The organism is Streptomyces sp. AC550_RSS872, from assembly GCF_019049285.1.
In the GTDB taxonomy this organism is placed as follows: domain Bacteria; phylum Actinomycetota; class Actinomycetes; order Streptomycetales; family Streptomycetaceae; genus Streptomyces.
Genome location: NZ_JAGMUL010000028.1, coordinates 215,900 through 227,663, shown reverse-complemented (window position 1 = coordinate 227,663; position 11,764 = coordinate 215,900). Strand labels below are relative to the sequence as shown.

Here is an 11,764-nt window from a genome sequence, read left to right as displayed (position 1 = left end):
CCCCACGCCCCCGCCCGCCCCGCCGTTCCCACAGGTGACGAGCCCAGCACCCCCCAGGGCCGCAAGGCCCCGCTGCACGGCCCGGGTGGGCGGCCGGCCCAGTTGTCCGGGCCCGTCAAGACACCCGCGACCACCCGCGCCGAGATCATCAAACGGGCCAAGAAATGGGTCGCCGCGAAGGTGCCGTACAGCATGTCCAAGTACTGGTCGGACGGCTACCGGCAGGACTGCTCGGGCTTCGTCTCGATGGCCTGGAAGCTGCCGGGAAACGAATGGACCGGCAGCCTGGGGCAGTACGGAGTACGCATCGCCAAGAAGGACCTCCAGCCCGGAGACATTCTGCTGTTCCACAATCCGGCCGACCCCGAGAAAGGCTCGCACGTCGTCATTTTCGGCGGCTGGACGGACCACACGCACACCTACTACGTCGCCTACGAGTCGGCACCCCCGCACGCCCGCCGGCAGACGACCCCGTACGCCTATTGGAGCCACTCCGGCCGCTATCTCGCCTACCGCTACAAGGGGCTGAAGAGCGGCAGCACGAGTACGAAACCGGATACCGAGAAGCCGGGCTCCGGGAAGTCCGACACCGGGCAGACGGGTGCCGGGAAGTCGGACGTCGGGAAGCCGGGGGCCGCCAAACCCGGGCCCGCCGCGCCGGACGCGTACCCGGGGCCGGCGCATTTCGGTCCCGGGGCCAACAACAGGCACGTCACCCGGCTGGGCAAGCTGCTCGTCGAGCGCGGCGCCGGCCGGTACTACACCACCGGCCCGGGCCCGCGCTGGACGGGCGCGGACCGCAGGGCCACCCAGGCCTTCCAGGAGGCGCAGGGCTGGCGGGGCCAGGACGCGGACGGGCTGCCGGGGCCGCAGACATGGGCGCTGCTGGTGACCGGCAAGGGCAAGGACATCCCGAGCGCGGGCTCGGGCGGCGGCCCCGCCCCGGCTGCCTCGGCCACCCCGGTCACCCCCACCGCACCCACCGCACCCACCGCCTCCACCACCCCCGCCGAGCCCACCAAGCCCTCCTCGCACGGGGTGCCGGGATACCCGGGGCGGGCCATGTTCCGGCCGGGCGCCGACAACCACTACGTCATGCAGCTCGGCGGACAACTCGTGAAGAAAGGGTTCGGCAAGCACTACAAGACCGGGCCGGGATCACGCTGGGGCGAGGCGGACCGGCGGGGCGTCGAGGCCTTTCAGCGGACCCAGGGCTGGCGGGGCGGGGCGGCGGACGGCTATCCGGGACCGGAGACCTGGCGGCGGCTGTTCGCGTAACCCGACATCCAGGCACCCACTGTTGTGACGCATCTGGCGCGGAGGCTGGAGGCACGCATGACCACGACCGCTTCTCACACGCCCGAACCCGAGGGGCCCGTCCGGCCCGCACGGCTGATCCAGAACGAGGCGACCACCGAGATCCCCGTCCATCTGCTGTTCCGCGACGAGGCGGGCCCGGTGTCCGTGCCGCTCAGGCCGACGGTCGTGGCACGCCGGCAGGGCACAGGTGAACAGCCGCGGCTGCGCCGCCCCGTCCAGCCCAAGCCGCGCCCCGAACCGCAGATCGACCCCGAGCTGGTGGAGCGCCCGGCGTGGGTGCTGCCGGGCGCGGCGGGCGTGCTCGCGGGGGTCTGCGGGGCGGCAGGTTGCCTGGCCACCTCGTGGTGGGCCGGGGTGCTGCCGCCGCTGGCGGTTCACGCGCTGGGGCTGCCGACGTCCGCGGGGGCCGGGTTGGGGCCGGCCCAGTGGGCGGCGTACACGGGGGCCGGGGCCGTGGGACTGTTCGGGCTGGGCGGGCTGACGCGGGGGCGGACCGGGCGGGCGTGGGTGCTCGGGCTGTTCGGCCGCTACCGGGGGACGGTTCGGCGCACCGGCCTGATGTGGGTCAACCCGCTGCTGCTGCGCCGCCGGGTCGACGTACGGCTGCGGCACTGGCGCAGCGAGCCGATGCCGGCGGCGGACGGGAACGGGGTCGCGCTGCGGGCGGTCGTCCTGGTGGTGTGGCGGGTGAAGGACACCGCGCGGGCCACGCTCGGGGTGGAGGACCACGAGTCGTATCTGCGCGAGTGCGTCGAGGCGGCGCTGGCCCGGGTGCCGGTGGAGATGCCGGGTGCCACGCGGGGCTCGGTCGAGGCGGCCTCGGAGACGCTGACCCGGCTGGTGGTGCGGGACGCGGGGGCGGTCGGGGTCGAGGTGTTCTCGGTGCGGCCGGCGCGGGTGGAGTACGCGCCGGAGGTGGCCGCCGCCATGCACCGGCGCCGTATCGCCGCGCTGGACGCCCAGGACCGGGCCACCATGGTCACCTCGGTTGTCGACTCGGTGGAGGACACGGTGACCCGGCTGACCATGCGGGGCCTGGTGGAGCTGGACGACTACGAACGCAAGGCGCTGGTCAAGGATCTGACGGTGGCGTTCTGCGCGGGGCGGGGGGAAGCGGCCCCCTGACAGCCCCTGACAGCCCCTGACAGCCCCTGACAGCCCCTGACAGCCCCTGACGACCCGTCGAACATGTTCCTCGATTGGTATGGACATGTTCAATGGTCAGCAATAATCTGGCACTTGGTCTAGACCTGCAAGCTCATCGAACTTCCCCCACGTTCCCAGGAGCAGCAGCATGCGCAGAAAGACCAAGTGGTACGCCGCCGCACTCGGACTCACCACGGCCGGAGCCCTCGCGCTCTCCAGCGGAGGTGCCAGCGGCCACGGCTACACCGACCTCCCCATCAGCCGGCAGAAGCTCTGTCAGAACGGCACCGTGACCAACTGCGGCTCCATCCAGTGGGAGCCGCAGAGCGTCGAGGGTCCGAAGGGCTTCCCGGGCTCAGGGCCGGCCGACGGGCAGATATGCAACGCGGGGCTCGGCCAGTTCAGCCAGCTCAGCGCCCCGAAGACGCCCTCCGGTGCCGCCTGGCCGACCACCAAGGTGACCGGCGGTCAGAACTACACGTTCCGCTGGCAGTTCACGGCCATGCACGCCACCACCGACTTCCGGTACTACGTCACCAAGCCGGGCTGGAACCAGAACCACAACCTGTCCCGGTCCGACCTCAACCTCACGCCGTTCTTCACGGTCCCGTACAACGGGCAGCGGCCGCCGTCCACGCTCTCGCACAGCGGCCGGCTGCCGTCCGGCCTGAGCGGTCACCACGTCATCCTCGCGGTGTGGACGGTCCACGACACGGGCAACGCGTTCTACGCGTGCTCGGACGTCACGTTCTGAGGTTCTCTTGAGTCAATGCCCAGGTCGGCGTGGGTAGGTTCCTCCCACGCCGGCCGAAACGAGGGCCGTGCACGGCCCTCGGGGGATCTCATGGAAGCCTTCGCCTCCTTCTTCTACATCGTGCCCATCATCATGATCGCGATCGTCTCGCTGGCCATGGTCGCGGTGATCCGACGCTCCCTGCGGGTCAGCCGTGCCTGGAGCAGCGGTCTGACCGCCGAGGCTCGCTGTCTGCGGACGTACACCACGACCAGAGGCGGCGGCGACAGCTCGGTGCGGACGGCCCTGCACCACGTCTACGAGTTCACCACGCGCGACGGACGCGGTGTCCGGTTCGAGGAGGAGGGCGGGCCGGGGACGATCGTCGAGGGCGACATCGTCACCGTTCACTATGTCGCGGACCGCCCGCAGCAGGCCACGGCCAAGCCTCCGGCGCCCGGGAAGCTCGCGGCGGGCACGGGGTGCATCCTGGCGTTCCTCGGTGCGTTCATCCTCGCGGCCGTCGCCTTCATGGTAACGACGCACGCGATGTTCTCCACCGCCGACGAGTTCCTACAGCCGTAGCGCTCCACATCTGACGCTACGTCAATTACCGTGCGCCGCCATGGAGTCCACTACGGCACGCACGGTCGCGGAGCTCGTGGCAGCCCGGTGGGGCGACCACCGGACGGGGCTGTGGTTCGAGGGGCGCGCCCTCACCCATCACCAGGTGGCCGCCGGTGCCGCCGCCCGCGCGGCACTGCTCACCGACCTCCTGCCACCCGGCGCCGAGCCGCACATAGGCGTTCTCCTCGACAACACCCCCGAGTACCCGCTCTGGCTGAGCGCGGCCGCCCTCGCGGGAGCCGCCGTCGCCGGCATCAACCCCACCCGCCGGGGCCCGGAGCTGGCCCGCGACATCCTGCACACCGAGTGCCGGGTGCTGATCACCGAGCGGGCGCACCTACCGCTCCTCGACGGCCTCGACCTGCCCGGTGTACGTCTCCTGACGGCCGACTCCGAGGAGTACGACGCCCTGCTCGCCTCCTACGCCGACGCCCGCCCCGACCCCTCCCGCGCCACCCCGCACGACCGGCTCCTGCTCTACTTCACCTCCGGCTCGACCGGCGCCCCCAAGGCCGCGATCTGCACCCAGGGCCGCCTGGCCGCCGCCGGCCGCTCCCTGGTCTCCCAGTTCCGCGTCCGCCCCGACGGCGTGCACTACATCTGCATGCCGCTGTTCCACGGCAACGCGGTGATCGCCGACTGGGCCCCCGCGCTCGCGGCCGGGGCGGGCGTGGCACTGCGGCGCCGCTTCTCGGCGTCCGGGTTCCTGGCGGACGTACGGGCGTACGGGGCGACGTACTTCACCTACGTCGGCCGGGCGATCCAGTACATCCTCGCCACCGAGCCGCACCCCGACGACCGGGACAATCCGCTGCGGCTCGGCTTCGGCACCGAGGCGGGGGCCGTGGACGCCGCGGCCTTCGAGCGGCGGTTCGGGGTGCGGCTGGTGGAGGGGTACGGCTCGTCCGAGGGCGGGGCCGCCGTGCAGTGGTCGCCGGGGACGCCGCCGGGGGCCGTGGGGCGGGCAGTGCCCGGGCTCGTCGTACTCGACCCGGAGACCTGCGAGGAGTGTCCGCCGGCCGTGTTCGACGCGGGCGGGCGACTGGCGAACGGGGATCGGGCGATAGGGGAACTGGTCAATCGCGGGCCGAACCCCTTCGAGGGGTACTGGCGCAATCCCGAAGCGGAGGCCGAGCGGCGGCGGGAGGGCTGGTACTGGACGGGGGACCTGTTCTGCCGGGACGCCCACGGCTATCTGTACTTCGCCGGGCGCGGCGACGACCGGCTCCGGGTCGACGGCGAGAACCTGTCCGCCGCGATGATCGAGAACATCCTCGCCCGCTACGAGGGCGCGGCGGCCGTCGCCGTGTACGCGGTGCCGGATCCGGTGACCGGGGACCAGGTCATGGCGACGATCGCGGGGGAGTTCGATCCGGTCGCCTTCGCCGGGTTCCTGCTCGCCCAGCCGGATCTGGGGACGAAGATGGCGCCCCGGTTCGTGCGGGTGGTGGAGCGGATGCCGGTGACCGCCACGAACAAGATCCATCGGGCGGGGCTCAGGCGGCAGGGGCTGCGGTGCGCCGAGCCGGTGTGGTGGCGGCCGAGCGTGGAGCGGGCGTACCAGCGGATGACCGAGGCGGACGTCCTGGCATACACGGAAGGGCCTCCCGCTCCCACGAGAGGCCCTTCACCGGTGCGCCGCCAGGGACTCGAACCCCGGACCCGCTGATGCTGTGTCTCCCGGGGGGTGACCCCCGGACCCCCAGCCGCTCCTGCTGGACCGCATACGCGGAAGGGCCTCCCGCTCCCACGAGAGGCCCTTCACCGGTGCGCCGCCAGGGACTCGAACCCCGGACCCGCTGATTAAGAGTCAGCTGCTCTAACCAACTGAGCTAGCGGCGCATGACTCTCGCCGACCGCGTTCACTGTGCTCTCGCGGCTGGCGACGAAGAAAATACTACCTGGTCCCGAGGGGTGCTTCTGACCACCCCGGAGGGGTGCTAGATCGCCAGCGACAGCAGCACCGGCGCCGCGTTCCGGTTCAGCGCGTCCGCCGCCTGGCGCAGCCGGTGGGCGTGCTCGACCGGGAGGGACAGGGCGAGGCAGCCCACCGAGGAGCCGGCCGTGATCGGGACGGCCGCGCACACCGTGCCCACCGCGTACTCCTGGAGGTCGAGGTGGGGGACCGTCGGCGGCTGGGACTCCAGGCGGGAGAGCAGGACCCGGTCGCTGGTGATCGTGCGCGAGGTGAGACGGGCCATCTTGTGGCGGGAGAGGTGATCGCGTCGGCCGTTGTGGTCGAGCTGGCCGAGCAGGCTCTTGCCGATCGCGGTGGCGTGGGCGGAGTAGCGGAAGTCGACCCACTCGTGGACCACGGGGGTGGCCGGACCTGCGGCGAACTGGTCGATCCTGATCTCGCCGTCGACGTACCGGCTGATGTAGACGGCGGCCCCGACCGAGTCGCGCAGCCGGTCCAGGGCGCGCTGGAGGTTCTCCCGCAGGGCCTGCTCGCGGCCCCGGGCGGAACCGAGGCGGGTCAGCGCGGCGCCCGTCACATACGCGCCGTCGCCGACCTGCTCTACGTAGCCCTCGCGGCGCAGCATCAGCAGGAGGCTGGTCAGACGCTCCGGTCCGATGCCCGTGTGCCGGGCGAGTTCGGTGTCGGTGACTCCGGTGCTGTGCCGTGCCACGGTCTCCAGGACGCGCAGGGCGTCCTGGGCCGAGTGGTGCGGCGTCGTCGGCTCGTGCTGGAGCGCCACGGTTCCCCCTGCGGTCGCACGTCGCTTCTCATGGTCAGGGTTCGGTTCGGGTCAGCCAATCTCCTTCACGATAACGGGCAAGAGGCTGGTAGTGAGCGCTTGTTGACGAGATTGCGACGCCCTCAACTGCGGCACCGCACTCTGGCATATGCCGAGGTCATGCGCCCGGCACAGACTCACAGCACAGCGCTGAGAAACTCCCGGGTGCGGTCGTTCTCGGGGTCGTTGAACATCTTCTCCGGGCTGCCCGCCTCGATGACCCGGCCGGAGTCGAACATCAGGACCTGGTCCGAGATGTCCCGGGCGAAATTCATCTCGTGGGTCACGCAGAGCATCGTGATGTCGGTGCTACGGGCGATGTCACGGAGGACGTCGAGGACGCCCGCGACCAGCTCCGGGTCCAGCGCCGAGGTCACCTCGTCGAGCAGCAGCACCTGCGGCCGCATGGCCAGCGCCCGCGCGATCGCGACCCGCTGCTGCTGGCCGCCGGACAGCTGGGTCGGGCGGGCGTCGCACTTGTCGGCGAGGCCCACCATCTCCAGCAGCTCACGGGCGCGCACCTCCGCCTCGTCCTTGGACAGTCCGAGAACGGTGACCGGGGCCTCGGTGATGTTGCGCAGCACCGACATGTTCGGGAACAGGTTGAACTGCTGGAACACCATCCCGATGTTCTTGCGGACCTCGCGGATCCTCTTCTCCGGAGCCGGGAAGAGCTTGTCTCCGGCGACCGTGATCGTGCCCTCGTCCGGCTTGAGCAGGGTCATCAGCAGCCGCAGGATCGTCGTCTTGCCGGAGCCGGACGGGCCGATCAGGGTGACGTGCTTGCCGGAGTTCACGGAGAAGTCGAGGTGGTCGAGGACCGTGTTCGCCCCGAACCGCTTGGTGACCTGCTCGAACCGGATCAGCTCGGTGCCGTCCACCGGCGGGTTGGCGCTCGCGTCGGGATCTTTCATCAGAGGGGTGTCAGCGGACAAGGCGTCGCTCCAGGGATCGTACGAGAAGGGAGGCCGGATAGGCGATGAGGATGAAGGCCACACCGATGACCGTCAGGGGCTCGGTGAACTGGAAGTTCTGCTGCGCGAACAGCCGTGCCGTGCCGAGCATCTCCATGACCGTGATCGTCATCAGGATCGGGGTGTCCTTGAGCATCGCGATGACGTAGTTGCCGAGGGCCGGGACGACCCGGCGGATCGCCTGCGGCAGGATCACCACCCGCCAGGTCCTCGCGACCGGCAGGTTCAGTGCCGTCGCGGCCTCCCACTGACCGGCCGGCACCGCCTCGATGCCGGCCCGGTAGACCTGCATCGTGTACGTCGAGTAGTGCAGCCCGATCGCGAAGACACCGGTGGTCAGCGCCGAGGCCGTGACGCCCCACTCGGGCAGCACGTAGAAGAGGAAGAACAGCTGTACCAGCAGCGGCGTGTTGCGGATGAACTCCGTGACCGCCCCGACCGGCCAGCGCACCCAGCGGGTCGGCGTACGCATCAGCAGCGCCCACACCAGACCCAGCGCGAACGAGATCAGCGAGCCGAGGGCCAGGATCTGCAACGTGAGCAGCAGTCCGTCCCAGAACTTCGGCATGAAGTCGGCGACAGCGCCCCAGTCCCAGGTCATGACGAAGCACCTCCCGCGCCCAAGCCGCCGAGCGAACCCGCCGCACCCACACCCGTCGTCTCAGGACGGTGCAGCTCCTGGTCGGGCGTACGCCCGGCCTCCTTGCCGACACCGGCCTTGAGCCTGCGTTCCAGTCCGCGCATGCCGCGCGTGAGCAGGAAGGCGATGACGAAGTAGATCAGCAGGACGTACGTGTAGATCTCCGCGCTCTCCTGGAGGGCGAGGCGCACCAGGTTGGCGCTGAAGGCCAGGTCGCCCATGCCCATGACGGACACCAGCGCGGTGCCCTTGAGCAGCTCCACCAGCAGGTTGGTGAAGGAGGGGATCATCTCCGGCACCGCCTGCGGCAGCAGGATCAGCCGCATCCGCTGCCACGGCGTGAAGCTGAGGGCGATGCCGCCCTCCCGCTGCGCCGGGTCCACCGAGTTGAGGGCGCCGCGCACGATCTCGGCGCCGTACGCCCCGTAGGTCAGTCCGAGCGCGAGGGTGCCGGCCCACAGCGGGACCAGCTGCCAGCCGAACGCGACCGGCAGCACGAAGAACACCCAGAAGATCATGATCAGGGCGGAGGTCCCGCGGAACACCTCGGTGTAGACGCCCGCGAGGAAGCGGACGATCCACAGCCGGTGGGTGCGGGCCATGCCGACCCCGAAGGCGACCGCCGTGGCCACCAGTCCGCTCAGGACCAGCAGCTGGACGGTGACCCATATCCCTTTGAGTACGAGTTCCCAGAGTCCCGAGGTCATCAGCCCGTCCCTCCTCCGCACAGCTCCTTGGCGGTGAGGTCGGTCATCTCGGCCTCGGTGAAGCCGAACGGCTTGAGGATGCGGAACAGCTCGCCGCTCTTCTTCAGCTTGCGCAGCTCGACGTTGAAGGCGTCCCGCAGCGCGGTCTCGGCCGACCGGAACGCGAACGCGCCGCCGTCGACGTGCGGTTTGCCGCCGACGAGGGGCGCGAAGGCCTTGGTGGCCTCCGCCTTGGCCGACTTCTTGACGACCTCACGGGTGGTCAGCGCCGTACCGGCGAAGACGTCGACGCGCCCCGCCTCCACGGCGTTCAGCCCCGCGACCTGGTCCGGGACGATGAGGATGTCGCTCTCCTTGTACCCCGCCTCGACGGCGTACCCGATCTCGGCATAGCCGGTCCCGGTGGCGAACCTGGCCTTCTTCTCGACGACGTCCTTGTAGTCGTGCAGCCCCTTCGGGTTCCCCTTGCGCACGATGAAGGAGTCGAGCATCTGATAGTCGGGGTCGGAGAAGATGACCTGCTCACAGCGCTCGGGATTGACGTACATCCCGGCGGCGACGACGTCGAACTGCTGCGAGCGCAGCCCGGGGATCAGCGACCCGAACTCGGTGGGCACGGGCTGCACCCGGTCCACGCCGAGCCGCTTGAAGATGACCCTGGCCAGTTCGGGTGCCTCACCGGTGAGTTCACCGTCGGTGTCGATGTACCCGAAGGGAATCTCGCCCGCGATCCCGAGCCGTACGACGCCGGCGGCCCGCAGCCGCTCGAGCAGTCCGCCGCCCTCCTTCGTGGAGGCCGTGGCCACGCGTGAGCAGCCGGCCGCGCCCAGCGCGCCGAGCGCCGCCACCCCCGCGAGCAGCGACCGGCGTGTGGGGGTTCCCGATCTGTGTCCGACATGTGTTTCGACATGTTCCAGTGGTGGAGCCATGGCGGCGCGGCTACCCGAGACGATGCGATGTATGCACAGTGGACTGCATGACTGAACGGTTCATCGAGGTGTCGCTGGTCAAGCGGGGCATCCGCTGCACGGCCAAACTCCTGGACGATCGCGCCCCCATCACCTGCGCGGCCGTCTGGGACGCCCTGCCCCTCACCGGCGACGTCTACCACGCGAAATACGCCCGCAACGAGATCTACGCCCTCTTCCCGCCCTTCGCGGAAACGGAGCCGCCCCTGGAAAACCCGACCGTCACCCCCATCCCGGGCGATCTGTGCTATTTCGCCTTCGCCGGAACGGAACTGGGCACGAAGTCCTACGGCTACGACCGTGAGGTCCGCCCCGGCACGACGGTGGTCGACCTGGCCCTGTTCTACGAGCGCAACAACCTGCTCATGAACGGCGACGTGGGCTGGGTGCCCGGCATCGTCTGGGGCCAGGTCGTGGCGGGACTGGAGGAGATGGCCCAGGGCTGCAACGACCTGTGGCGGTCCGGGGCGCTGGGGGAGTCCCTCAGTTTCCGGCGGGCGTGAGCCCGGCGACCCCGGCCTCGTAGAGCGTGTGCGCCGCCCGCAGGACGAGATCGTCCCGGTGCCGGGCGGCCACGAGCTGGAGGCCGATCGGCAGGCCGTCCCCGTCGGTGCCGACGGGGACGGTGGCCGCCGGCTGCTGGGTCAGGTTGAAGGGGTACGTGAACGGCGTCCAGCCGGTCCACCGGCGATGCCCCGAGCCCTTCGGGACCTCGGCGCCCGCCTCGAAGGCGGTGAGTGGGAGGGTCGGGGTGACGAGGAGGTCGTAGGTGTCGTGGAAGCGGCCCATACGGCGGCCGAGTTCCATACGCACGTCGACGGCCGCCAGATAGTCGAGGGCGGTGCGGCGGGCGCCGGCCTCGCAGATCTCCCGCAGCCCCGGGTCGAGCAACTCCCGCTGATCCGGCCCGAGATGCTGGGTCACCCGGGCCGCCCCCGTGAACCACAGGGTGTGGAAGGCGTCCACCGGGTCGGTGAAGTCGGGGTCGGTCTCCTCGACGTACGCCCCCAGCCCCGCCAGCCGCTCCACCGCCCGCCGCACCGCCGCCGCGACCGCCGGACGCACGGCCACCTGGCCGCCGAAGGAGGGCGAGTAGGCGACGCGCAGACCGTGTACCCCGCCGGTCAGGCCCGCAGCGAAGGAGCCCGGCGCCGACGGCAGCGCCGACCAGTCGCGGGAGTCCGGGGTGCCGATGACGTCCAGGAGCAGGGCCGCGTCGGCGGCGTCACGGGTCATCGGGCCGACGTGCGCCAGCGTGCCGAAGGCGCTCGCCGGGTACAACGGGACACGGCCGTACGTCGGTTTCAGGCCGAAGATGCCGCAGAAGGCAGCCGGGATCCGCACACTCCCGCCGCCGTCCGTGCCGAGCGCCAGCGGCCCCGCGCCGAGCGCCACCGCCGCCCCCGCCCCGCCACTGGAGCCACCCGCGGTGCGGGTCGGGTCGTACGGGTTGCGGGTGACGCCGGCCAGGGGCGAGTCGGTGACGCCCTTCCAGCCGAACTCGGGCGTCGTCGTCTTGCCGAGGAACACGGCACCGTGCGCGCGCAGCCGGGCCACGGAGGGCGCGTCCTCGTCCCAACGGCCGCTCTCCGAGACGGTCTTCGAGCCCTTCAGCGTCGGTCCGCCCCGCATCAGCAGGATGTCCTTCACGGTGACCGGAACGCCGTCGAGCAGCCCGGCCGGTTCACCGCGCCGCCACCGCTCGGCCGACTGCTCGGCCTGCGCGAGGGCCGCGTCGGTGGTGAGGCGTACGAAGGCGTTGACCTCCGGCTGGATCCGTTCGGCCCGTTCCAGGGCGGCGCGGGCGGCGTCGACTGGGCTGAACTCCCCCTGTCGGTAGCCGTCGAGGAGTTGTACGGCGGTCAGTTCGGTCAGGTCCGTCATGCGTCGCCCTCCAGCCGTAGACATCGA

12 protein-coding genes and 1 tRNA gene are annotated in these 11,764 nt (G+C 70.9%); 6 read left to right on the top strand and 7 right to left on the bottom strand.

Features of this window, described 5'->3' with window-relative positions; genetic code table 11:
• From KUM44_RS15055 to KUM44_RS15035, 5 genes are all read left to right on the top strand, one after another.
• A partial coding sequence (locus KUM44_RS15055; protein ID WP_217208364.1) for a peptidoglycan-binding protein occupies window positions 1-1,278 on the top strand: 1,278 nt, incomplete at its 5' end.
• A gap of 57 nt (window positions 1,279-1,335) precedes the next feature.
• Window positions 1,336-2,445 carry an SPFH domain-containing protein gene (locus tag KUM44_RS15050; protein WP_217208363.1) on the top strand — a complete coding sequence of 370 codons (1,110 nt, stop codon included), beginning with the start codon at window positions 1,336-1,338 and terminating at the stop codon, window positions 2,443-2,445.
• Window positions 2,446-2,614: 169 nt separating this feature from the next.
• Window positions 2,615-3,220 carry a lytic polysaccharide monooxygenase gene (locus KUM44_RS15045; RefSeq protein WP_217208362.1) on the top strand — a complete coding sequence of 202 codons (606 nt, stop codon included), beginning with the start codon at window positions 2,615-2,617 and terminating at the stop codon, window positions 3,218-3,220.
• A gap of 90 nt (window positions 3,221-3,310) precedes the next feature.
• Window positions 3,311-3,784, top strand: a complete 474-nt coding sequence (locus KUM44_RS15040; RefSeq protein ID WP_217208361.1) for a DUF3592 domain-containing protein — start codon at window positions 3,311-3,313, stop codon at window positions 3,782-3,784.
• A 40-nt stretch (window positions 3,785-3,824) separates the two neighbouring features.
• A complete protein-coding gene (locus tag KUM44_RS15035; RefSeq protein ID WP_217208360.1) occupies window positions 3,825-5,495 on the top strand; it encodes an AMP-binding protein in 1,671 nt (556 codons plus the stop codon).
• Between the two features lie 99 nt (window positions 5,496-5,594).
• Here KUM44_RS15035 and KUM44_RS15030 read toward each other — a convergent pair.
• The 6 genes from KUM44_RS15030 to ehuB all read right to left on the bottom strand — a co-directional run bounded on the left by KUM44_RS15030 (window position 5,595) and on the right by ehuB (window position 9,814).
• Window positions 5,595-5,668 (bottom strand) — tRNA-Lys (locus tag KUM44_RS15030).
• Between the two features lie 98 nt (window positions 5,669-5,766).
• Window positions 5,767-6,525, bottom strand: a complete 759-nt coding sequence (locus KUM44_RS15025; protein WP_217208359.1) for an IclR family transcriptional regulator — start codon at window positions 6,523-6,525, stop codon at window positions 5,767-5,769.
• A gap of 176 nt (window positions 6,526-6,701) precedes the next feature.
• Window positions 6,702-7,478, bottom strand: a complete 777-nt coding sequence (ehuA, locus tag KUM44_RS15020; RefSeq protein WP_217208358.1) for an ectoine/hydroxyectoine ABC transporter ATP-binding protein EhuA — start codon at window positions 7,476-7,478, stop codon at window positions 6,702-6,704.
• A gap of 10 nt (window positions 7,479-7,488) precedes the next feature.
• Entirely contained in the window at window positions 7,489-8,139 is a 651-nt protein-coding gene (gene ehuD, locus KUM44_RS15015) for an ectoine/hydroxyectoine ABC transporter permease subunit EhuD (protein WP_217208357.1), read from the bottom strand.
• On the bottom strand, window positions 8,136-8,885 hold the full coding sequence (gene ehuC, locus KUM44_RS15010; RefSeq protein WP_217208356.1) for an ectoine/hydroxyectoine ABC transporter permease subunit EhuC: 750 nt from the start codon (window positions 8,883-8,885) through the stop codon (window positions 8,136-8,138). The genes ehuD and ehuC overlap by 4 nt, the downstream gene beginning before the upstream one ends.
• A complete protein-coding gene (gene ehuB / locus KUM44_RS15005; RefSeq protein ID WP_217208355.1) occupies window positions 8,885-9,814 on the bottom strand; it encodes an ectoine/hydroxyectoine ABC transporter substrate-binding protein EhuB in 930 nt (309 codons plus the stop codon). The genes ehuC and ehuB overlap by 1 nt, the downstream gene beginning before the upstream one ends.
• 47 nt (window positions 9,815-9,861) lie before the next feature.
• Here ehuB and KUM44_RS15000 point away from each other — a divergent pair, with 47 nt between their 5' ends.
• Entirely contained in the window at window positions 9,862-10,356 is a 495-nt protein-coding gene (locus tag KUM44_RS15000; RefSeq protein WP_217208354.1) for a DUF3830 family protein, read from the top strand.
• On the opposite strand, the gene KUM44_RS14995 is transcribed toward KUM44_RS15000, so the two are convergent.
• Window positions 10,337-11,737, bottom strand: coding sequence for an amidase (locus KUM44_RS14995; protein ID WP_217208353.1), 1,401 nt, complete (start codon window positions 11,735-11,737; stop codon window positions 10,337-10,339). The genes KUM44_RS15000 and KUM44_RS14995 overlap by 20 nt on opposite strands.
• Window positions 11,738-11,764 lie beyond the last annotated feature (27 nt).

Excerpts from the sequence above, each read along its gene's own strand:
- KUM44_RS15040 (WP_217208361.1), top strand. The coding sequence starts at position 3,311 with ATGGAAGCCTTCGCCTCCTTCTTCTACATCGTGCCCATCATCATGATC.
- KUM44_RS15050 (WP_217208363.1), top strand. The coding sequence starts at position 1,336 with ATGACCACGACCGCTTCTCACACGCCCGAACCCGAGGGGCCCGTCCGG.
- ehuB (WP_217208355.1), bottom strand. The coding sequence starts at position 9,814 with ATGGCTCCACCACTGGAACATGTCGAAACACATGTCGGACACAGATCG.
- ehuC (WP_217208356.1), bottom strand. The coding sequence starts at position 8,885 with ATGACCTCGGGACTCTGGGAACTCGTACTCAAAGGGATATGGGTCACC.
- KUM44_RS15035 (WP_217208360.1), top strand. The coding sequence starts at position 3,825 with ATGGAGTCCACTACGGCACGCACGGTCGCGGAGCTCGTGGCAGCCCGG.
- KUM44_RS15000 (WP_217208354.1), top strand. The coding sequence starts at position 9,862 with ATGACTGAACGGTTCATCGAGGTGTCGCTGGTCAAGCGGGGCATCCGC.
- ehuD (WP_217208357.1), bottom strand. The coding sequence starts at position 8,139 with ATGACCTGGGACTGGGGCGCTGTCGCCGACTTCATGCCGAAGTTCTGG.
- KUM44_RS14995 (WP_217208353.1), bottom strand. The coding sequence starts at position 11,737 with ATGACGGACCTGACCGAACTGACCGCCGTACAACTCCTCGACGGCTAC.
- KUM44_RS15045 (WP_217208362.1), top strand. The coding sequence starts at position 2,615 with ATGCGCAGAAAGACCAAGTGGTACGCCGCCGCACTCGGACTCACCACG.
- ehuA (WP_217208358.1), bottom strand. The coding sequence starts at position 7,478 with ATGAAAGATCCCGACGCGAGCGCCAACCCGCCGGTGGACGGCACCGAG.